The following is a 19757-nucleotide window of genomic DNA, read 5'->3' on the forward strand; positions in this document are numbered from 1 at the left end:
TGCCGAGACCTCAAAGAAACTCGACGCGTCCGGCGCGCAAGCGCCTGGCGCGTCTCTTTAAATCAAACTGGAATGATCGACCGTCAGACCAGGCCCCATGGTGCTGGAGACCGTGACCTTGCGCATGTAAATGCCTTTGGAACTGCTGGGCTTTGCCTTCATGAGGTTGACCAGCAACGCCTCCAGATTCTCCCGGAGCTTGACGGGTTCAAACCCAATGCGACCCAGCGGGCAGTGAATGATGCCGGCTTTGTCGGTGCGATAACGCACCTGACCCGCCTTGGCATTGCGCACGGCCTCGGCCACGTCCGGCGTCACGGTGCCGACCTTCGGATTCGGCATCAGTCCGCGCGGCCCCAGGATCTTGCCAAGCTGACCGACCAGACGCATCGCGTCCGGCGAGGCAATGACCACATCGAAATCCATCTGGCCGGCCTTGATCTCCTCGGCGAGGTCATCGAAGCCAACCCGGTCCGCGCCAGCTTCGGTCGCTGCGGTGGCGGCCGCGCCCTGCGCGAAGACCGCGACCCGGACGGTTTTGCCAATGCCGTGCGGCAGGACCGTGGAGCCACGCACGACTTGGTCCGACTTACGCGGATCAACGCCGAGATTGACCGCCACGTCGATACTTTCGGCGAACTTGACCGTGGAAAGTTCTTTCAGGAGGGTAAAGGCCTCTTCCGCGGCGTAGAGCTTGCTGCGCTCCACGCGCTCATGGATCGCGCGCACGCGCTTCGATAAACGAGTCATCAGTTCACCCCCTCAACATCGAGACCCATGGCGCGGGCACTCCCGGCGATGGTCCGGACCGCGGCGTCCATATCGGCCGCCGTCAGATCGGGCATCTTCAAGGTTGCAATCTGTTCCAATTGCTCGCGCGTCACCGTGCCAATCTTATTGGTATTCGGATTCGGGCTTCCCTTGGGAAGGCCAAGCGCTTTCTTCAGCAGAATGGACGCCGGAGGCGTCTTGGTGATAAAGGTAAAGCTGCGGTCCGAATAGACGGTGATGACAACCGGAGTCGGCATCCCCTTTTCCATGTCCTGCGTGCGCGCATTGAACGTCTTGCAGAACTCCATGATATTGACGCCGTGCTGACCAAGCGCGGGACCGACGGGAGGACTCGGAGTCGCCTCTCCCGCCTTGACCTGCAACTTGATATAGGCATTGATTTTCTTTGCCATGATTGCTCTCCAATGGGTACAAGCGCCAGAAATCGAAATTCTGGCTCCCCATGCATACCCCCACTAACGGGGACTGAGTAAGGAAACCGATCCGGAAGGGGAGTCGGCGACTGATTTGATAACTGCTGAGTTGTTCACCGCAAGTTGTGCAATGCAGGGAAATTTGCTCGCTCAACCTTTTTCGACTTGAGCGAATTCGAGATCGACTGGAGTGGATCGGCCGAAGATCAGGACAGACACCTTGACTCGGCTCTTGTCATAGTCGACATCCTCAACCACGCCATTGAAATCCGTGAATGGACCATCCGTGACCCGCACGACCTCGCCCGGCTCATACAGCACCTTTGGACGCGGCTTCTCCCCGCCTTCCTGGAGGCGCTGCAAAATGACTTCGGCCTGGGAGTCCGGCACAGGCGCTGGCCGATCACCGGTACCGCCAATGAAACCCATCACCTTAGGCACGCTTTTGACCAAGTGCCAGGTCTCGTCGGTCATCTCCATGTTGACCAGCACGTAACCAGGGAAAAACTTACGCTCGCTCTTCCGCTGCTGGCCACCGCGCATCTCGACAACTTCTTCCGTTGGCACCAGGATCATGCCGAAAAGATCCTCAAGCCCAGCCCTGGCGATGGCGGCTTCAAGCGAACGCTTGACTTGCCCTTCAAAGCCGGAATAGGCGTGGATGACGTACCAACGCTTGGACATCGTCAACCCACCTGGCCAGTCAGAAAGCGGAGAATCGACATCAGCACCATGTCGAACAGCCAGAGCACGATGCCAACGATAAAGACCATGGCGATCACGACCAAGGTCGTTTGCAGCGTTTCCTGTCGCGAAGGCCAAACGACTTTGCGGACTTCCATCCGGGCGTCGCCGACAAACTGCCAGAGCAAACGCCCGGGCCCCGTCTGAAGCGCAATAGCCGCCGCAACTCCGCCAACGATCAGCAAACCGATGACCCGGAGCAGCGAGGACAAACCGGAAAAATAGTAGAAGGCAAAGATGCCGACGGCCAGCAAAAATGCAGCGACGGCCAGCTTGATCGTATCCAAGCTGGCGCCACGGGTCTCAGCATGTGAGTTCATGGAATCGCCTGTCGCCTAAGCGATGGGTTATATGGCAGGCCAGGAGGGAATCGAACCCCCAACCTGCGGTTTTGGAGACCGCCGCTCTGCCAATTGAGCTACTGGCCTAAATCGAAAACTACGATGCGCAGACTCAGAATACCACGAGTCGACGCGAATGCAGTCACTTCATTTACTCGATAATCTTCGCGACGACGCCGGCACCGACCGTGCGCCCGCCCTCGCGCACCGCGAAGCGCAAGCCTTCTTCCATGGCGATCGGGGCGATCAGCTTGATGGTCATCTTGACGTTGTCGCCGGGCATGACCATCTCGATCCCCTCGGGCAGTTCGCAGGCGCCGGTGACGTCGGTGGTGCGGAAGTAGAACTGCGGCCGGTAGCCGTTGAAGAAGGGGGTGTGACGCCCGCCTTCGTCTTTGCTCAGCACGTAGACTTCGGCTTCGAAGTGGGTGTGCGGGTGAATCGACTTGGGCTTGGCCAGCACCTGGCCGCGCTCGACGTCTTCGCGCTTGGTGCCGCGCAGCAGCACGCCGACGTTGTCCCCGGCCTGGCCCTGGTCGAGCAGCTTGCGGAACATCTCGACGCCGGTGCAGGTGGTCTTGACGGTGTCCTTGATGCCGACGATTTCGACTTCCTCGCCGACCTTGACGATACCGCGCTCGATGCGCCCGGTCACCACGGTGCCGCGCCCGGAGATGGAGAAGACGTCTTCGATGGGCATCAGGAAGGCGCCGTCGACGGCCCGCTCGGGCTCGGGAATGTAGCTGTCGATGGCATCCATGAGACGGTCGATCGACTGGGTGCCGATCTCGCTGTCGACGCCTTCGAGGGCGAGCTTGGCCGAGCCGGTGACGATCGGGGTGTCGTCGCCGGGGAAGTCGTATTTGGCGAGCAGTTCGCGCACTTCCATCTCGACGAGTTCGAGCAGCTCGGGGTCGTCGAGCATGTCGGCCTTGTTGAGGTAGACGACGATGTAGGGCACGCCAACCTGACGCGAGAGCAGGATGTGCTCGCGGGTCTGGGGCATCGGGCCGTCGGCCGCCGAGACGACCAGGATGGCGCCGTCCATCTGCGCCGCGCCGGTGATCATGTTCTTGACGTAGTCGGCATGCCCGGGGCAGTCGACGTGGGCGTAGTGACGCTTGGTCGTCTCGTATTCGACATGGGCGGTGGCGATGGTGATGCCGCGCGCGCGCTCCTCAGGGGCGTTGTCGATCTGATCGTAGGCGCGCGCCTCGCCGCCGAATTTCTTCGACTGGTGGGTGGTGATCGCCGCCGTCAGCGTGGTCTTGCCATGGTCGACGTGGCCAATCGTGCCGACGTTGACGTGGGGCTTGCTACGTTGGAATTTTTCTTTGGACATGAACGGCTCCCCGCATGGTTCAAATCGACAAGACGCGCCTAACGGCACGCAAACGGCTTTTGGAATCTGGAGCCCATGATCGGAGTCGAACCGATGACCTCACCCTTACCAAGGGTGTGCTCTACCAACTGAGCTACATGGGCAAATACTCTAAATTAACGAAAACGACGCATTGACTGACAACAACGGCGTTTACCACCAAATTTTGGAGCGGGTGATGGGAATCGAACCCACACCATCAGCTTGGAAGGCTGAGGTTCTACCGTTGAACTACACCCGCGGGGCGCGCCAATCGGAACGGCTTTTCCGCATCGACTTCATGGACAGAATACCCCGGCGCCGAAACATCGACCGAAGCCTGCTCATCCGCTTGAGCGGTCTTTAAAGACCCGAATATTGGTGGAGGGGGGAGGATTCGAACCTCCGAAGGCTGAGCCGTCAGATTTACAGTCTGATCCCTTTGACCGCTCGGGAACCCCTCCAAATAAGCGGCGCAGTATAGAGAGAAGACCGGCCCTGCGTCAACTAGAAAATCTCACGCCGACTGAATTCGCAAGCCGTGCGCTCCAAACCCCACAAGCATCATGGCAAGCTGATACCATTTCTGGTCACTACCCATTTCTTTGGCTACGCTCGGGAGAACCATAAAGATGGACGTCACGATTTTTGGCAGCGGCTATGTCGGCCTCGTTACCGGGGCTTGTCTCGCCGAGGTCGGCAACAACGTTTTGTGCATTGACATCGACCCTAAAAAAATCGATCTGCTCAATAGCGGGGGCGTCCCGATCCACGAGCCCGGCCTCGAGGAGTTGATCAAAAACAATCGCGATGCCGGGCGGATGCACTTCTCCACCGACGCTGAGGCCGGCGTGAAACATGGTCTATTTCAGTTTATTGCCGTCGGCACGCCACCCGACGAAGACGGATCCGCCGACCTCCAGTACGTCCTCTCCGTCGCCCGCGCGATCGGTCAGCACATGGAGACGTATCGCATCCTGGTCGATAAATCGACGGTGCCGGTCGGGACCGCCGACAAGGTCGCCGCGGCCGTCCGGGAGGCTCAGGCAGCCCGCGGGCTATCGGTCGAATTCGATGTCGTTTCCAACCCGGAATTTCTGAAGGAAGGCGCGGCCATCGAGGATTTCATGCGCCCGGACCGAATTATCGTCGGCACCGACAACCCTCGCACCGCCGAGCTGTTGCGGGCGCTCTACGCCCCCTTCAATCGCAACCATGATCGCCTGATGACCATGGATATCCGCTCGGCGGAATTCACCAAATATGCCGCCAACGCTATGCTGGCGACCAAGATCAGCTTCATGAACGAATTGTCCAATATCGCCGAGGCCGTCGGCGCGGATATCGAAAAGGTCCGCATCGGCATTGGTTCCGACCCGCGGATCGGCTACCAGTTTATCTACCCTGGATGCGGTTATGGCGGATCCTGTTTTCCGAAGGATGTGCGTGCCTTGGAACAAACCGCGCGCGGCCTGGGCTACGACCCCCAGCTGCTGCATGCGGTCGAAGCGGTGAATTTTCGCCAGAAAGAACTGCTGTTCAAAAAAATCAGCGACTATTTCGGCGGCGACCTGAAAGGCCGCGCGATCACGCTCTGGGGGCTTGCCTTCAAACCCAACACGGACGACATGCGGGAGGCATCCAGCCGGGTACTGATGGAGTCGCTGTGGGCCGCGGGCGCTAGGGTCCAGGCATTCGACCCGGTCGCCATGGAAGAGACCCGGCGGCTCTATGGCGAACGCGCCGATCTCCTGCTCGCCCCGGACGCGGTCTCCGCGCTGGATGGCGCCGACGCACTCGCCATCGTGACCGAATGGTCGCAGTTTCGCAGCCCCGATTTCGCCCTGATCAAGGAGCGCCTGAAATCGCCAGCTCTGTTCGACGGACGCAACATCCTGGATGGCCGACTCGCGACTGCCGCAGGTCTGACCTATGTGTCCATCGGACGTTTGCCGCTCATACCAGCATGAGCTGAACCACGGCCCATCGGAATGCGCTCCTCGCATTCCGATGAGATGCCCGAATCGATCGGCATTCGACCACAGATATCGTCTACTCAGAAACGGTGACTCCAACCAACGCCGATTTCCATCTGCTCCATGTAGAGACTTCCGGTCTGTACCTGGGTCAGCGACGGACTGGTTCCATCGAAGGTCTCCTTCGGCATATAGGCAAAGGAAATTGCGAATTCGTCGGTCTTCGTCGCCTGATAGGCCGCACCCAGCGTCAGATGCCAGCGGATCGTGGCCGGTGCCAGGATATTGAATAGACCCTGCCGATCCGTCTTGAGGAAATCGGTATTGTAGCTGACGCCCGCCATCAGGCTCAGCTGCTCGATGGGGTCGTATTTCAGACCCAGCTTGAGAACATCCATGCTTTCCCAACCGAAACCAACGCCACTCTCGGCCCCAAGACAGTAGGATGGTTTTGGACCCGCGACCTGACAGGCTGTCAGATCCGCGTCATTGGAATTCGCGATCGCGTGGTTCTCGTCGTAAAAGATATGTTGATAATCGAAAGCCAGCGTCAGATTCGGCTGGACCTTGAAAGCAACCCCCAGGTTGAACATGGCGGGAATATCGAATGACCCGCCATCGGCGAAGAGGCCGGCATAGTCATCGAACTTCGACATCCACACTTTGGTACGATAAGACGCTCCGAGCGCAAGCTGATCGTTGATTTGGCCGAACCAGCCAAAGTGCAGACCCATGCCATAGCTCCAATCCATGCCGTTATTGGTCACCTTATCCGGCCTGACCGACAATTGCATAAAGGGCTCCAACCCAGTCGCCTCGAAGCGCTGAACGGCAAGGACGGGGGCAATGCCGACTGATTGCTTTCCACCGTCGAGCCTGTAGGTATAGGGAATCTCGATAAAGAGTTGCTCGAGGTTGATGCCCGTCGGCGTCGTTGCGGTGAAGACACCGTTCGGATTGCCGTTCACGGTTCCCGGGACTTCAGCCGTCACCGGCATCGGCTGCCCGGAGGAGAAGTCGAAATAGGGCCCGATGCTGCCATCCGGATAGGGACCCACGCGCTGATTCGGAAACACCGCGAAGTTCTCGAAGGGCGGGCGGTCATTGTATTTGGTATTCATCCCGCCGTTGGCGAAGAGACTGAAACCAATGGTGCTCCGGTCATCGAGCACGTAGTTATAGCCAAAGCTTGGGATCAAAAACCAGTCGAGCCGGCTTTCGTAATCGCCTGGTGTGACGAAGGCACCGGCCGGCATGTTGACGCTGCCGCCAGGCGTCTGGACCGACTGAGTCGCAAAGTCGTTATTGGCTTCGTAACCACGCGGCGATGGACTGAAAAAGGCGACGCCCACATCGAAACGATTGCCGATAAACGCCATTCCCGCTGGGTTCGTCGCAGACACCAACGTGTCCTGCGGCAAAGCCGTTGCAACTCCCGCCATCGCCTTGGAATTCGTCCCCCAACCATGCGAGAAAAAACCGTTTGTTGCCGATGCCGAAGTCGGAAAGACGCCAGTGGCGACCAGAGCAACGACAAGCGAACGCCTAACTGTTTTTATTGTTGTATTCATACCAAAGATACTCCCCCTAAAGGCGCTGACGGATCTGAATGTCCGAGTTTTATAGGTCTTCATAGCGACATTTATCATGGATCTTGTTGCAAAAAAATGCAACGTAGGCACGCAAAACTATATTCGGACAAGCCGGTTTTGCGGCGAAAAACACCCATGTTGTTATGGAATGCGTCGCGCTGAGAGAGCGATCGCTCTTGCCTGAAGAGGGAGCCGCCAAGCCTAGCAAATGCGGCTTAAGAATTTGATTTTTTTAATTTTAATCGGCACCAGGAACGGCATCCTGGTTTCGTAAAGCAGATGGCTGTCACTGTATCAGTTTCTCGAGTTCTGACCGAACTCACTCACTCGAAAACAGCCCATGTCATGCTAGAAACAGTTTAGCGTTGACGATGCAAGCGATTCATGGCCAGTTGAAACCTGGCCTCGGCAAGATCGACCAGAACATGCTCGGCATCGGTCAGAGCATTGAAGATACCTTCGCCATCCTCGCGCGAGGGTCGGCCCAGCACATAACCCGTGACGAGCGTTCGGTCGCCCGGATGCGCAATGCCAATCCGCAAACGCCAAAAATCGCGCGTCCCCAACACGGCAATGGTATCACGCAGGCCATTATGGCCGGCATGCCCGCCGCCCTGCTTCAGACGCACGGAGCCAACTGGCAGATCGAGTTCATCGTGCGCCACGAGAATCTGTTCGGGAGAGAGATCGAAATAGCGCGCCACCGCCGCGACCGACTGGCCACTGCGATTCATATAGGTAGCGGGTTTGAGCAGGCGCAGGTCGCGCCCACCGAGAGAGATTCGGCAAAGCTCGCCGAAAAATTTTGGCTCGACGCGAAAGGGTTCGCGACTAGCATTGGCGATGGCATCGACGAACCAGAACCCGACGTTGTGGCGCGTCGCCTCGTATTGCGCCCCAGGGTTTCCCAGACCGACAATCAGGCGGATACCCGCATCGCTCATTGAACCGCGTCCAGAGTGGCTTGACTTGAGTATCGTCATTTGCCGCGTTTGGGTAAGAACGAGTCATTGCCCAAACGCTGCATACCTTGTCGGGCGCGGTTTACGCCGTCGCATCCTCGCCTTCGGCCTCGTCGCCGCCGCCACGGGCGCCATGGATGACCACCACGGGCTCGTCCGGATCAGGCTGATGGGCCAGCACAACGCCGCCGGGCATTTGAAGCTCGGACAGATGGACGATGTCGCCGATTTCCATCTCCAGCAGATCGACGGCGATGAATTCAGGCAGATCCTTCGGCAGACAGATTACCTCCACTTCGGTGATCTTGTGGGACGCCTGACCGCCGATCTTGACGCCCTTGCTCTTTTCCTCGTTGATGAAATGGATCGGCACCATCATCCGCAGCTTCTCGTCCTGGGAGACGCGCATGAAATCCACATGCAAAATAAAGGGCTTCGCGGGATGGCGCTGCATGTCCTTCAGGACGACTTTCGAGGCCACGTCCCCGATCTTGAGATCGAGCACATGCGAATAAAATGCCTCGTGCTCCAGATGCTTGAGCAGTTCGTTGTGCGAGACCGAAATCATTTCCGGCTCCAGGTGGGCGCCATAGACGATGGCGGGCACCAGCCCCGTGCGACGCAGGCGGCGGCTCGCACCCTTTCCTGACAGTGCGCGGGGTTGCGCGATGACGTCAAAATTCACGCTCATTGGCGTTCTCCAGTTTCGTTGAATGAAAGACGCCGGGATCCCGCGACCAGGATCCCAGCGTTCTACCCGCCAGACGCGGGTATGTGCTGGCAAAAGGTCGCTGCGCCCCGCCAGGTCTTGATGCAAACCGCGCACGGAGCGCCGCGTGCGATATCACGCGGCGCTCGGCGAGACGCGGGTTAATCGATGAATAGCGAGCTGACCGATTCCTCGTTCGAGACCCGCCGCATGGTTTCGGCCAGCAGTTCGCCGATGCTTAACTGACGGATCTTGCCGCAGGCCTTTGCCTCCGGGCGCAGCGGAATCGTGTTGGTCACCACCAATTCGTCGAGTTGCGATGACGCAATATTCTCGATCGCGGGCCCCGACAGTACCGGATGGGTGCAATAGGCCGTGACCATGCGCGCGCCGCTGTCCTTGAGCGCCTCGGCGGCCCGGCAGAGGGTTCCGGCGGTGTCGACCAGGTCATCGATCAAGACGCAGGAACGCCCGCGCACGTCGCCGATGATGTTCATCACCTTGGCCTCGTTGGCGCGCGGACGGCGCTTGTCGATGATGGCCAGATCCGCGTCGTCGAGCCGCTTGGCGAGCGCGCGGGCACGCACCACGCCACCCACGTCGGGCGAGACCACCATCAGATCGTCGTATTTCTGACGCCAGGCATCCCCCAGCAGGATCGGCGAGGCGTAGACGTTATCGACCGGGATATCGAAAAAACCCTGGATCTGATCGGCGTGCAGATCGACGGTCAACACCCGGTCGGCACCCGACTGGCCGATCATCTTCGCGACCAGCCTAGCGGTGATGGGGACGCGAGCGGAGCGCGGACGCCGATCCTGTCGGGCATAGCCGAAATAAGGGATCACGGCCGTAATGCGCTTCGCCGAGGCCCAGCGCAGGGCATCGATCATCACCAGGAGTTCCATCAGATTGTCGTTGGTCGGGGCACAGGTCGGCTGGACCACGAAGACATCGCGGCCACGCACGTTTTCCTGGAGCTCCGCCATGACCTCGCCGTCGCTGAACTGACCGACGACGGCCTTGCCGAGCGGCAGACTCAAATGGCCGGCGATCTCGACCGACAGTTCCGGGTTGGCGTTTCCGGAGAAGACCATCAATTGGCTGGCAGGCACGGGCGTTTTCCTGTCTGCGCGCTCGCGAGGGAGTCGGAAGTTGGCTGGGGCGCCAGGATTCGAACCTGGGGATGCCGGGATCAAAACCCGGTGCCTTACCGCTTGGCTACGCCCCAAAAAGCGACTGTCGTTTCAATGAATGCGATGTCGAACATCAGGTGTCCTTGCGTGAACGAGACTGGACTTTAACCTGATTCTCGATCCGCCCGAACGAGCAATGGCGAGCGATTCAGCCCTTGAGCCACGAATCCGCTCATCCCGGCGGGGGATTGTTGGCAGGCAGCGACCGCGCCCGCCCGATCGTCAAAAGAGGCGAAGACGCAACCCCCGGTGCCTGTCAGACGACTATCGCCCCAAGCCGACAGCCATTCGAGCGCGGCGGCAACGGGCGGGTATTCGCGACGCACGACCGGCAGGCAATCGTTGACGATATCCCCGTTCAGGAAGTCGGCTAGTTTGATTGGATCGGAATTCCGTGTCAATTGCGGATGCGAAAAAACCGACCGGGTCGAGACGAAGCACGCGGGCGCCAGAACCAGAAACCAGGTTTGCGGTAGCTCGACCGGGATCAGACGCTCACCCACACCCTCGGCCCAGGCGGCCCGTCCGCGCACGAACACTGGGACATCGGCGCCGAGCGGCAGGGCGAGCGCGGACAGCGCATCCTCGTCGAGCCCGGTGTCCCAGAGTCGATTGAGCGCCACCAGCGTGGTCGCAGCATCGGAACTGCCGCCGCCAAGCCCCCCTCCCATCGGCAGATTTTTTTCGCAGCGAATGTCGGCGCCAAGCGTGCAGCCGGTCGCGCGCCGCAGGGCAAGCGCTGCGCGAACGGTCAGATCATCCTGTTCGGCGACCCCCGCGACTTCATTCAGACGCCTGATCCGGCCATCCTCGCGGACATCGAACCAGAGGCGGTCGCAGCGGTCGATGAACTGAAAGACCGTCTGCAATTCATGGTAGCCATCCTCGCGCCGCCCGACAACGCGCAGCATCAGGTTGAGTTTGGCCGGCGCAGGCCAGGCGGCGTCGGCATCCCTGTCGGCAACGTGCGCCTGCGACGCGACTGGCGATATCATCGAGCGACCGGTCATTGTGCAACATCCCCTGGGACCATCTTCCGATTGGAGTCGTGACGATCGAGCTGGGTTTCCGAGAGGCGATGACGATCGACCACCTCTTGAAGATACGCATGCTCGGGATGCGACTTCATGGCCGCGCCCCAGACCGACCATGCCTCCGCTCGCTGCCCCATCGCCCACAGAACCTCGCCCAGATGCGCGGCGATCTCGCCATCGTCCATTTTATCGAGCGCGCGCCGCAGATAATCGCGCGCCACCTCGTAACGTCCGAGACGATAATTGACCCAGCCCATGCTATCGAGGATCGCTGGCTCATCGGGCTTGACCGCATACGCTTTCTCGATATAACCGAGCGCTTCCTCATAACGCTCGGTGCGATCAGCCAGCGTGTAACCAAGTGCATTCAGCGCATCGGCATGCGCCGGATCGGCGGCGATGATGCGGAGAAAATCCTGCTCGCCGAGAGCCATCTGGCCATGATTGACCGCGTAGAGCGCCCTTGCATACAGCAGGCTTTGATCATCCTGATGGCTCTCAAGGGCCGCGTTGAAGACGCTCATCGCTTCATCGGTCTTCCCCACCTCATCAAGAATTTCGGCTTCGATCAGATAGAGCGCAACCGCCTCGTCTGGCGCTCTGCCCCGCAACTGATGAAGGATCTCGCGGGCCAGTGTCACCTCACCAGCCTTGGCGCGTAGAAACGCCATGCGGACCTGCGCATCGTTCATATTGGCGCCCTTGACCTTCTCGTACCATTCGAGCGCGGTCCGCGCGTCTTCCGCCCGCTCAGCAATTTGTCCCAGGTAGAAAACCGCATCGTCCTGACGCTCGCCAGTCTCGAAGAGGCGCGTGAAGTAGATGCGCGCACCGTTCGGATCATCGAGCTGGAGCGACAGGATACCCACGGCGAACAGCACGTCCGGCTCGTTGGGCCGATCGCTCAAGAGTCGTTCAAACACGTCGCGGGCGGTGGCGAATTCCTGTTCCTCGACTAGAAACTGGCCAAAGAGCATACGCAATCCATGATCGTCGGGGCTACGCTGGACGAATTCCTCAAGCAGACGCCGAGCCTCGGCGCGCTGCCCCTGCGACAGCAGCAGCCTCACCAGAAACAGACGCGGTTTATTCCAGTCAGGCCGCAGCTCCAGCGCCCGGCGCGCCGCCCGGTCAGCGACCTCGAACCGAGAGGCGCTCGCGGCGACCATCGCAAGCGACTGTTGCGCATCCGCGCTCTCGGGGAAGCGCTCGACAAGCGCCTGCATGAGGGCCAACTGAGCCTCGGGGTTTGGCGCTCGCGCGACAATGGAGGCAACCTGCTCATACACCGATTCATCGGCTCCCTCGGTGAGTTCGACGAGTCGCGCCAAATGGATCAAGGCACCCTCCTGATCCTCCGCCTTGATACGCAGAAAGGCCGCCACCTGATGAGCCGCGGCAGCCTCTGGCGCAAGCTCCAGCCACAGTCGCACGCCCTCTCCGGCCGCCTCGCGAGCATCGGCGCTGATGGCGGCCCGAACGGCCAGCTCAGCCATGCTCGGGGCTTTCGTGAGTTGAGCGGCTTGCAGGTAATACTCAAAGGCAGTCGCCATGTCGCCACGACGCCCCGCGATTTCAGCGACCAGAATCGTATAGACTTGTTCGGCGTCGAGGCTAGGCGCCTGCGCGCCAGACTCGGGAATCCGCTGAGCGTTCTCAGTGCCCGCGCCGGGCACCGGCACGGTCGCGGGCTCGGAAGCAGGCGACGCGGGGTCGGTGAGCGCGAGAGACGTCGCGGGAAACAATAGAACAACGCCAACTATCGCAACCGCGCGCGAAAAACGTAAAAACACAAATGACATAAACGTGAATCCGCAAAACCTGCATCGGTAATCAAACTTGCACTTGAGAGCAACGGATATTGGGGTGGTTCCTTATGCCTATAAAAATCCGTTAATTTTGGTACACCAGCAATCACGAGCCGGAGATCGCACTAAATGGACAAAATCTGGCGCCGATGGCGTCATGTCAAGGATGGCCGATTTTGGCATCGCCTAAAATAGACCGGCAACTTTTTCATCGACAAACTTTGGTAAAATTTACGATGTTTTGCATCCCTGGAATGCGCCATTTACTATGCGGCGAGGGATTCTCGCCGGCGACCTGCCCGCGACACTCGGCATTGCGCGGAGCACGTTCGCGGATGTCTGCCCGATCAGCCAACCCCGGCCAACATAACCGCTGAACGATTACTAACATGAAGCTGCTTGTTCTCGGACTCAACCACAAGAATGCACCGATCGACATCCGCGAGCGACTGGCCTTTGGTCCGGATATTATCGCGGGCGCACTCCGTGACCTGACCGGCTGCCAGGGCGTCTGCGAGGGCGTGGTTTTATCCACCTGCAATCGCACCGAACTCTACTGCGCGGCTCACGACGGCGCCGAGGAAGACATCCGCCGCTGGCTGAGCGGGTTTCACGGCGTCGAGCACGAGCGCGTCAATCCCTATCTCTATGCCCATACCGACCGCGACGCCGTGGTCCATCTGCTGCGCGTGTCCAGCGGACTCGATTCGCTGGTGCTCGGCGAACCGCAGATTCTCGGCCAGGTCAAGACCGCCTACCAGACCGCCACCGATTGTACCGCGACCGGCAAACTCTTGGGCCGGCTGTTTCAGCATGCCTTCTCGGTCGCCAAGACAGTGCGCACCGAGACGGCGATCGGCTCAAGCCCTGTCTCGGTCGCCTTCGCGGCGGTCAATCTGGCGCGTCAGATCTTCAGCGACCTGTCCCAGCAGACTGCGTTGCTGATCGGCGCCGGCGAGACCATCGAACTGGCGGCGCGCCACCTCCATCACAATGGCGTGGGACGGATCATTGTCGCCAATCGCACCGTCGAGCGCGCCCATGACCTCGCGGCCCAGTTCGACGGTTTCGCCATCTCGCTGACCGAGATCGCCAACCATCTGCCCGAGGCCGACATCGTCATCGCCTCCACCGCCAGCCCGCTGCCGGTACTCGGCAAGGGCACCGTGGAACGGGCGCTGAAGAAACGCAAGCATCGTCCGATCTTCATGGTGGACATCGCGGTCCCGCGCGACATCGAGCCGGAGGTGGGCGAACTCGCCGATGTCTATCTCTATACGATCGACGACCTGCAGGGCGTCATCGACGAGGGTCTGCGCTCGCGTCAGGCTGCCGCCGAGCAGGCCGAGGAGATCATCGCCTTTCACTCCACCGAGTTCATGGCCTGGCTGCGCTCGCTCGATGCCGCGGGTCTGATTCAGGACTACCGCCATCGGGCCGAGGAACTGCGCGATGAAGTCCTGGCGCGCGCCCAACGCCAGCTCGATGCCGGCAAGTCCCCAACCGAGGTCTTGAGCTTTCTCGCCCATACGCTCACCAACAAACTACTGCATGCGCCCAGTTCGCGGTTGCGGCAGGCGGCGCGCGAAGGCGAGGCGGACATCCTCGAAGCCGCCAACGAATTGTTCCAGCTCGATCAGACCCGTCCCAAAACCGCTCCATGAATCCATCCATCCGGGGCAAACTGGAGCGCATCGCCGAGCGCTACAGCGAAGTGATGGCCTTGCTGGCCGAGGCGGACACGCAGGCCGATCAAAATCGCTTTCGGGATCTCGGTCGGGAGTATGCGCAGCTCGAACCGCTGATGGACTGTTATGGCCGCTATCTGGAGGCCGAACGTGACCGCACGGCGGCCGAGGAGATGCTCGCCGATCCCGAAATGGTCGCGCTGGCCAAAGAGGAGATCGCCCAGACCGAAACTCGTCTCGCGGCGCTGGAGCCCGAACTCCACCACCTACTGATCCCACCGGATCCCAGCGATCAGTGCAACAGCTTTCTGGAGATCCGTGCCGGCACTGGCGGCGCCGAGGCAGCCCTGTTCGCCGCCGACCTGCTGCGCATGTATGTGCGTTATGCCGAGAATCTGGGCTGGCGCACCGAGCAAGTCTCCGAGAGTCCCGGTGAGTTGGGCGGCTACAAGGAGGTCGTGGTTCGGGTCAGCGGCAACGGCGTCTTCTCGCGTCTGAAGTTCGAGCCGGGCGCGCACCGTGTCCAACGCGTCCCGGAGACCGAATCGCAGGGGCGTGTCCACACCTCCGCCTGCACGGTCGCGGTGCTCCCCGAGGTCGAGTCGATCGACGCCATCGACATCAACCCCAACGATCTGCGCACCGACACCTATCGCGCCTCCGGGGCCGGCGGTCAGCATATCAACAAGACCGACTCCGCCATCCGCATCACGCACATCCCTTCCGGGATCGTGGTGGAATGTCAGGAGGAACGCTCCCAGCACAAGAACCGGGCGCGCGCCATGTCGCTGCTCCACGCCAAACTGCTGGCGAGCGCGCGCGAGAGTCAGGCGTCCGAGCAATCCGAATCGCGCAAGTTGCAGGTTGGTAGCGGCGACCGCTCCGAGCGTATCCGCACCTATAACTTCCCCCAGAATCGCGTCACCGACCACCGCATCAATCTGACGCTCTACAAGCTCGACGAGGTCATGGCCGGTCAGCTCGACCAGGTCATCGACCCGCTGCTGGAAGAGTATCGGACCGAGCAACTGGCCGCGATGATGACCAATTAAACCGCGTCCGCAAGGGTCTGCATCGTTTTGAGTGGGCCGCCAATTCGGCATCCATCCGAGGCGTCGGCGTCGACGCGGTTTAAATGATTGACATGATTCAAAGGTTGAGCATCGGCGAGACACTGCGCGCCGCCGCGGCGGCCCTCTCCGCGCTCCCCGACAGTTCGCCACGGCTCGAAGCCGAACTGCTGCTGATCCAGGCCAGCGGCTGGTCGCGCAGCCATCTGCTGGCCTGGCCCGAGCGCGAACTCGACCCCGCGACCGCCGCCGATTTCCACGCCCTGCTCGCCCGCCGCCTGAACGGCGAACCCATCGCCTATCTGCGTGGCCAGCAGTCCTTCTGGACCCTGGAACTCAAGGTCTCGCCCGCAACCCTCATCCCCCGTCCCGAGACCGAGCGGCTAGTGGAAACGGCGCTGGAACGGCTCGACCCGACCGCCCCGCTGCGCATCGCGGATCTCGGCACCGGCAGCGGCGCCATCGCGGCGGCCCTGGCGAGCGAGCGGCCCAGCTGGCGGCTGATCGCCACCGACCGCTCCGCGCCGGCCCTGCGGATCGCCCGCGACAACTTCTGCGCGCTCGGTCTCGGCGGCATCGACAGCGTTCGAGCGGATTGGCTCTCGGCCTTTGCCACTGACAGTCTTGATGCCATTCTCGGCAACCCCCCCTATATCCCGGACGCCGATCCTCATCTCGCCCGCGGCGATCTGCGGTTCGAACCGCCGTCAGCGCTCGCCTCGGGCAGCGACGGACTCGCGGCCATCCGTGCCATCGCCGCGGATGCCCGCCGCTGTCTGCGCCCCGACGGACTGCTTGCCATCGAGCACGGATTCGATCAGGCTCGGGAAGTCCAACGGCTGTTCCGCGCCGAGGGACTGGACCGGATCGAGACCCGACAGGATCTGGCGGGACAGGATCGCGTCACCCTGGGCTATCGTCCGTTCGATTCGGCTTGATTATTTCCAACACCCGATTAGCATAAAGATGCCATGGACATCCCAGACGCCGAACGCATCAAACAGCGCGAGATCGCGTTTCAGGACATTCATCCGAATCCGCACCAGGCGCTAACCGCGGCGCGCTTTCTGGCGGACCTGGATGGCATCCTGAGTCTTGACCCTGTCTCACCTATCCTGCTCAGGATTCGCTACGACGTTCTCATCACGACGTTGCAGGAAATCGAAGAGGCACTGAGCGAACTTGGCCTGCATCTGGACAGTCGACTGTTCCACAAACTTATGCGCGCCCTGCATTACTATACGGAAGAAACCCTGCGAGCGAACTGCCGCGGCCTCTCGGGCGAACTCAACGACACGGAGAAACTGTTCGCCAAGCGCTACGAGCTGATCGAGCATGGCTGCCGGGACGCGCGTCCGGAACATTGGCGACGGTATCTCTAAACCACGCGGCCCATCCGCGCCGGCGACCGCGAAACCGAATCGCCTCCCCGCCGCACCTTTCGCTTCGGAGGCAATACCCTTCGTGACCGACGAACAGCTTCTACGCTACAGCCGCCAGATTCTGCTGCCCGCCTTCGGGATCGCGGGACAGGAACGCCTGCGGGCGGCCAGCGTCCTGATCGTCGGACTCGGCGGCCTCGGCTCGCCGGTCGCACTGTATCTCGCCGCGGCGGGCGTCGGTCGCCTGCTGCTGGCGGATTTCGACGCCGTCGAGCTCTCCAATCTGCAACGCCAGATCCTCCATACCAGCGAACGCATCGGCCTGCCGAAGACGGAGTCGGCGCGCCTGGCGCTGCATGCGCTCAACCCCGAGGTCGAACTGATCGCCGTCAAGCAAAGCCTAACCGAGGAACGTCTCCCGGCCCTGGTCGCGGAGGTGGATCTGGTGGTGGACTGCTGCGATAACTTCGCGACCCGTTTCGCCGTCAACGCGGCCTGTGTCGCCGCCCGCGTACCGCTCGTCTCGGGCGCGGCGATCCGTCTGGAAGGTCAGGTGACGGCCTTCTCGGGCCAGCCCGGCGATCCCTGTTATCAGTGCCTCTATCCGCGCGACGGCGATCTCGACGAAACCTGTTCAGCCAATGGCATTCTGGCACCCGTGGTCGGGATCGTCGGCAGCATCCAGGCCACCGAGGCGATCAAGATCCTGACCGGCCTCGGCACGCCGCTGTTCGGGCGGCTGCTGCTGCTGGATGCGGCAACGATGGACTGGCGCAGTCTGCGTCTCGGCGTCGATCCGGCCTGTCCGGTCTGTTCCGGGCGCGCCTGAGCGGTTGCGATGGATCGGTGACGAACCATCGCCAGCGTTCAGCATGTCATGAATCAAAAAACCGATTTCTCCGATAAAACCTATCTGATCGTCGACGATTTCGTGTCGATGCTCGCGCTCCTGCGCGGCATGCTGCGTTCGTTTGGGGCGGTCCACCTGGATCAGGCCCGCAACGGCGTCGAGGCGATCGCGCTGATGGAACGCAAACGCTATGACGTCGTGCTCTGCGATTACAACCTGGGACATGGCAAGGACGGACAGCAGGTACTGGAGGAGGCGAGACACCGCTCGCTGATCGGGGTCGACGCCATCTTCATGATGGTGACCGGGGAGACGAGCCGCGAACGGGTAATGGGCGCAGTGGAGTACACCCCCGACACCTATCTGACCAAGCCATTCACGATCAAGATGCTCAAGAGCCGTCTGCTCCAGCTCTTCGAGCGCAAGTCCAACCTGGGCGGTGTCGAACAGGCGCTGTTGGCGACGAACCATGACTCGGCGCTCGCCGAGCTGAACGCACGGATCGCGGAGAATCCGAGGAATCGCACCGATTTGTTGCGTTTGAAGGCCGACATCTGTCTCACGACCAGTCGCCATCGCGAGGCCATGGCCATTTACGACGAGATCCTCGCCGATGACGCGCTCGACTGGGCTCACCTCGGCCGGGGCAGAATCCTCTTCCAGCAGAAACACTATGACGAGGCACACGGGGTTTTCGCCCGCCTGCTCGACAGCAATCCCAATTTTATCCTTGCCTACGATTGGCTGGCCAAAACGCAGGTTGCCGAACAATCCTTCGACGAGGCGGAACAATCGCTGCAGCAAGCCCTGCGCTTATCGCCGCGCAACCTCGACCGTCAGCGGCGGCTCGGCGACCTAGCCTTGCAGAGAGAGGACAGCCAGACCGCGGAGGCCGCGTTCGAGCAGGCGGTCGCGCTCGGTCGGCATTCGGTGCTGAATCATCCCGTGCTGTATGTCGGATTGGCAAAATCGAAAAGCCTCAACAAGAACAGTTCTCAGGCACTCAAGGTCGCGGGAGAAATCCATAAACGCTTTATCGATCACCTGGAGGCGGCCATCTACGAGGCGAGCGCGACGGCCTTCATCAAGCGGCAGGAGGGAGACGCGAAGGGGGCGACCGCGGCGCTTCAAGCGGCCGAGCGGTCGCTCGCCAGTCTGGGCGGCGGGATGTCCGCCAGACTTGCGCTGGAGATGCTCATGACCTGGTTCCGGGCAGGCGAAACGGAAAAGGCCAGCGTTCTGCTTCAGCAGTCGGTCGCCAACCACCATGATGACCAGGAGTTTTTGACAGAGGTTGTACGCATCTGCCACGACACCGGTCTTGCGCAGCAGGCCGACCAGGACATCCGCCAGATTGAGCAGTACATTGTCCAGATTAACCGTTCCGGCAAGCGTCTGATCGAGGAAGGCGACTATGAGGCCGCCATCGAACTCTTACACGATGCCGCCGAGAACATGCCGGGCAACAAAACCTTCAATCTCAACGCGGCAAAGGCATGGCTCATCAAAATGGAGAGCCGGGGCGCCTCGGCCGAAGGCATCCAGACGGTGCGTCGCTATCTCGCCCGAGTCAGAACGTCCGCCCCCCATGACTGGCGGCTAGCGGACAGTCAATCGCGTCTGCGCCAATTGGCGCCCAAGACCTAGACGCTGGCCGGGCACGCGCGTTCCGGAATCGACGAGCCAGCCGTTGACCTGAAACTCAGCCGACTCTCGGTCGTTTTTTCCGCCACGCGCCGGGTGATGCCGGGGATCGACGGCGCCTTTGCCCTTTTTGTCTGGAACGCGCACGTCCTGCTCGGCGCAACAACCAGCCAAGCCGTTTATTTCTTGTTTATAT

At 61.0% G+C, this 19757-nt stretch carries 18 protein-coding genes and 5 tRNA genes; 7 read left to right on the top strand and 16 right to left on the bottom strand.

Annotated elements, in window-relative coordinates:
- Positions 1-57: 57 nt before the first annotated feature.
- The 9 genes from rplA to CCR95_RS05080 form a co-directional block, all read right to left on the bottom strand.
- Positions 58-750 carry a 50S ribosomal protein L1 gene (rplA, locus tag CCR95_RS05040; protein ID WP_201092447.1) on the bottom strand — a complete coding sequence of 231 codons (693 nt, stop codon included), beginning with the start codon at positions 748-750 and terminating at the stop codon, positions 58-60.
- Positions 750-1184, bottom strand: coding sequence for a 50S ribosomal protein L11 (gene rplK / locus CCR95_RS05045; RefSeq protein WP_014780386.1), 435 nt, complete (start codon positions 1182-1184; stop codon positions 750-752). Before rplK ends, rplA begins: the two co-directional genes overlap by 1 nt.
- A 171-nt stretch (positions 1185-1355) precedes the next feature.
- Positions 1356-1889 carry a transcription termination/antitermination protein NusG gene (gene nusG, locus CCR95_RS05050; protein WP_014780385.1) on the bottom strand — a complete coding sequence of 178 codons (534 nt, stop codon included), beginning with the start codon at positions 1887-1889 and terminating at the stop codon, positions 1356-1358.
- A 2-nt stretch (positions 1890-1891) separates the two neighbouring features.
- Positions 1892-2269 carry a preprotein translocase subunit SecE gene (gene secE, locus CCR95_RS05055; protein ID WP_201092448.1) on the bottom strand — a complete coding sequence of 126 codons (378 nt, stop codon included), beginning with the start codon at positions 2267-2269 and terminating at the stop codon, positions 1892-1894.
- Positions 2270-2301: 32 nt separating this feature from the next.
- Positions 2302-2377 (bottom strand) — tRNA-Trp (locus tag CCR95_RS05060).
- 64 nt (positions 2378-2441) lie between these two features.
- Positions 2442-3632 carry an elongation factor Tu gene (gene tuf / locus CCR95_RS05065; protein WP_201092449.1) on the bottom strand — a complete coding sequence of 397 codons (1191 nt, stop codon included), beginning with the start codon at positions 3630-3632 and terminating at the stop codon, positions 2442-2444.
- Positions 3633-3699: 67 nt separating this feature from the next.
- Positions 3700-3775, bottom strand: a tRNA-Thr gene (locus CCR95_RS05070).
- Positions 3776-3838: 63 nt separating this feature from the next.
- A tRNA-Gly gene (locus CCR95_RS05075) sits at positions 3839-3912 on the bottom strand.
- Between the two features lie 117 nt (positions 3913-4029).
- Positions 4030-4114 (bottom strand) — tRNA-Tyr (locus tag CCR95_RS05080).
- A gap of 168 nt (positions 4115-4282) precedes the next feature.
- Here CCR95_RS05080 and CCR95_RS05085 point away from each other — a divergent pair.
- Positions 4283-5620 carry a UDP-glucose dehydrogenase family protein gene (locus tag CCR95_RS05085; RefSeq protein WP_201092451.1) on the top strand — a complete coding sequence of 446 codons (1338 nt, stop codon included), beginning with the start codon at positions 4283-4285 and terminating at the stop codon, positions 5618-5620.
- Positions 5621-5706: 86 nt separating this feature from the next.
- Here the strand turns inward: CCR95_RS05085 and CCR95_RS05090 are convergent, their stop codons facing one another.
- The 7 genes from CCR95_RS05090 to CCR95_RS05120 form a co-directional block, all read right to left on the bottom strand.
- Entirely contained in the window at positions 5707-7260 is a 1554-nt protein-coding gene (locus CCR95_RS05090; protein WP_242523067.1) for an OmpP1/FadL family transporter, read from the bottom strand.
- Between the two features lie 317 nt (positions 7261-7577).
- Positions 7578-8162 (bottom strand): aminoacyl-tRNA hydrolase, encoded by a 585-nt coding sequence (pth, locus tag CCR95_RS05095; protein ID WP_201092453.1) that lies wholly within the window; start codon positions 8160-8162, stop codon positions 7578-7580.
- 100 nt (positions 8163-8262) lie between these two features.
- Positions 8263-8871, bottom strand: coding sequence for a 50S ribosomal protein L25/general stress protein Ctc (locus tag CCR95_RS05100; RefSeq protein WP_201092455.1), 609 nt, complete (start codon positions 8869-8871; stop codon positions 8263-8265).
- 179 nt (positions 8872-9050) lie between these two features.
- Positions 9051-10004, bottom strand: coding sequence for a ribose-phosphate diphosphokinase (locus CCR95_RS05105; RefSeq protein WP_338115352.1), 954 nt, complete (start codon positions 10002-10004; stop codon positions 9051-9053).
- A gap of 41 nt (positions 10005-10045) precedes the next feature.
- Positions 10046-10120, bottom strand: a tRNA-Gln gene (locus tag CCR95_RS05110).
- Between the two features lie 69 nt (positions 10121-10189).
- Positions 10190-11080: a 4-(cytidine 5'-diphospho)-2-C-methyl-D-erythritol kinase gene (gene ispE, locus CCR95_RS05115; protein WP_201092457.1), complete on the bottom strand. Its 891-nt coding sequence runs from the start codon at positions 11078-11080 to the stop codon at positions 10190-10192.
- 11 nt (positions 11081-11091) lie between these two features.
- Positions 11092-12864, bottom strand: coding sequence for a tetratricopeptide repeat protein (locus CCR95_RS05120; protein ID WP_242523068.1), 1773 nt, complete (start codon positions 12862-12864; stop codon positions 11092-11094).
- 452 nt (positions 12865-13316) lie between these two features.
- Here CCR95_RS05120 and hemA point away from each other — a divergent pair, with 452 nt between their 5' ends.
- From hemA to CCR95_RS05150, 6 genes are all read left to right on the top strand, one after another.
- The gene (gene hemA, locus CCR95_RS05125; RefSeq protein WP_201092461.1) at positions 13317-14591 is read left to right on the top strand and encodes a glutamyl-tRNA reductase; all 1275 of its coding nucleotides are present in this window, start codon (positions 13317-13319) and stop codon (positions 14589-14591) included.
- Positions 14588-15667 (top strand): peptide chain release factor 1, encoded by a 1080-nt coding sequence (gene prfA / locus CCR95_RS05130; RefSeq protein ID WP_201092463.1) that lies wholly within the window; start codon positions 14588-14590, stop codon positions 15665-15667. Before hemA ends, prfA begins: the two co-directional genes overlap by 4 nt.
- Before the next feature lie 83 nt (positions 15668-15750).
- A complete protein-coding gene (gene prmC, locus CCR95_RS05135; protein WP_201092465.1) occupies positions 15751-16623 on the top strand; it encodes a peptide chain release factor N(5)-glutamine methyltransferase in 873 nt (290 codons plus the stop codon).
- Positions 16624-16656: 33 nt separating this feature from the next.
- Positions 16657-17067 carry a hypothetical protein gene (locus CCR95_RS05140; RefSeq protein ID WP_201092467.1) on the top strand — a complete coding sequence of 137 codons (411 nt, stop codon included), beginning with the start codon at positions 16657-16659 and terminating at the stop codon, positions 17065-17067.
- 82 nt (positions 17068-17149) lie between these two features.
- Entirely contained in the window at positions 17150-17896 is a 747-nt protein-coding gene (locus tag CCR95_RS05145) for a molybdopterin-synthase adenylyltransferase MoeB (protein WP_201092469.1), read from the top strand.
- A 48-nt stretch (positions 17897-17944) separates the two neighbouring features.
- On the top strand, positions 17945-19564 hold the full coding sequence (locus tag CCR95_RS05150; protein WP_201092470.1) for a tetratricopeptide repeat-containing response regulator: 1620 nt from the start codon (positions 17945-17947) through the stop codon (positions 19562-19564).
- Positions 19565-19757 lie beyond the last annotated feature (193 nt).

It is taken from the genome of Thiocystis minor (assembly GCF_016653465.1).
In the GTDB taxonomy this organism is placed as follows: domain Bacteria; phylum Pseudomonadota; class Gammaproteobacteria; order Chromatiales; family Chromatiaceae; genus Chromatium; species Chromatium minus.

Coding starts and splice junctions, on each gene's coding strand:
- rplK (WP_014780386.1), bottom strand. CDS start 1,184: ATGGCAAAGAAAATCAATGCCTATATCAAGTTGCAGGTCAAGGCGGGA.
- ispE (WP_201092457.1), bottom strand. CDS start 11,080: ATGATATCGCCAGTCGCGTCGCAGGCGCACGTTGCCGACAGGGATGCC.
- hemA (WP_201092461.1), top strand. CDS start 13,317: ATGAAGCTGCTTGTTCTCGGACTCAACCACAAGAATGCACCGATCGAC.
- CCR95_RS05085 (WP_201092451.1), top strand. CDS start 4,283: ATGGACGTCACGATTTTTGGCAGCGGCTATGTCGGCCTCGTTACCGGG.
- secE (WP_201092448.1), bottom strand. CDS start 2,269: ATGAACTCACATGCTGAGACCCGTGGCGCCAGCTTGGATACGATCAAG.
- CCR95_RS05090 (WP_242523067.1), bottom strand. CDS start 7,260: ATGAAGACCTATAAAACTCGGACATTCAGATCCGTCAGCGCCTTTAGG.
- CCR95_RS05140 (WP_201092467.1), top strand. CDS start 16,657: ATGGACATCCCAGACGCCGAACGCATCAAACAGCGCGAGATCGCGTTT.
- prmC (WP_201092465.1), top strand. CDS start 15,751: ATGATTGACATGATTCAAAGGTTGAGCATCGGCGAGACACTGCGCGCC.
- nusG (WP_014780385.1), bottom strand. CDS start 1,889: ATGTCCAAGCGTTGGTACGTCATCCACGCCTATTCCGGCTTTGAAGGG.
- tuf (WP_201092449.1), bottom strand. CDS start 3,632: ATGTCCAAAGAAAAATTCCAACGTAGCAAGCCCCACGTCAACGTCGGC.
- pth (WP_201092453.1), bottom strand. CDS start 8,162: ATGAGCGATGCGGGTATCCGCCTGATTGTCGGTCTGGGAAACCCTGGG.
- rplA (WP_201092447.1), bottom strand. CDS start 750: ATGACTCGTTTATCGAAGCGCGTGCGCGCGATCCATGAGCGCGTGGAG.
- prfA (WP_201092463.1), top strand. CDS start 14,588: ATGAATCCATCCATCCGGGGCAAACTGGAGCGCATCGCCGAGCGCTAC.
- CCR95_RS05100 (WP_201092455.1), bottom strand. CDS start 8,871: ATGAGCGTGAATTTTGACGTCATCGCGCAACCCCGCGCACTGTCAGGA.
- CCR95_RS05150 (WP_201092470.1), top strand. CDS start 17,945: ATGAATCAAAAAACCGATTTCTCCGATAAAACCTATCTGATCGTCGAC.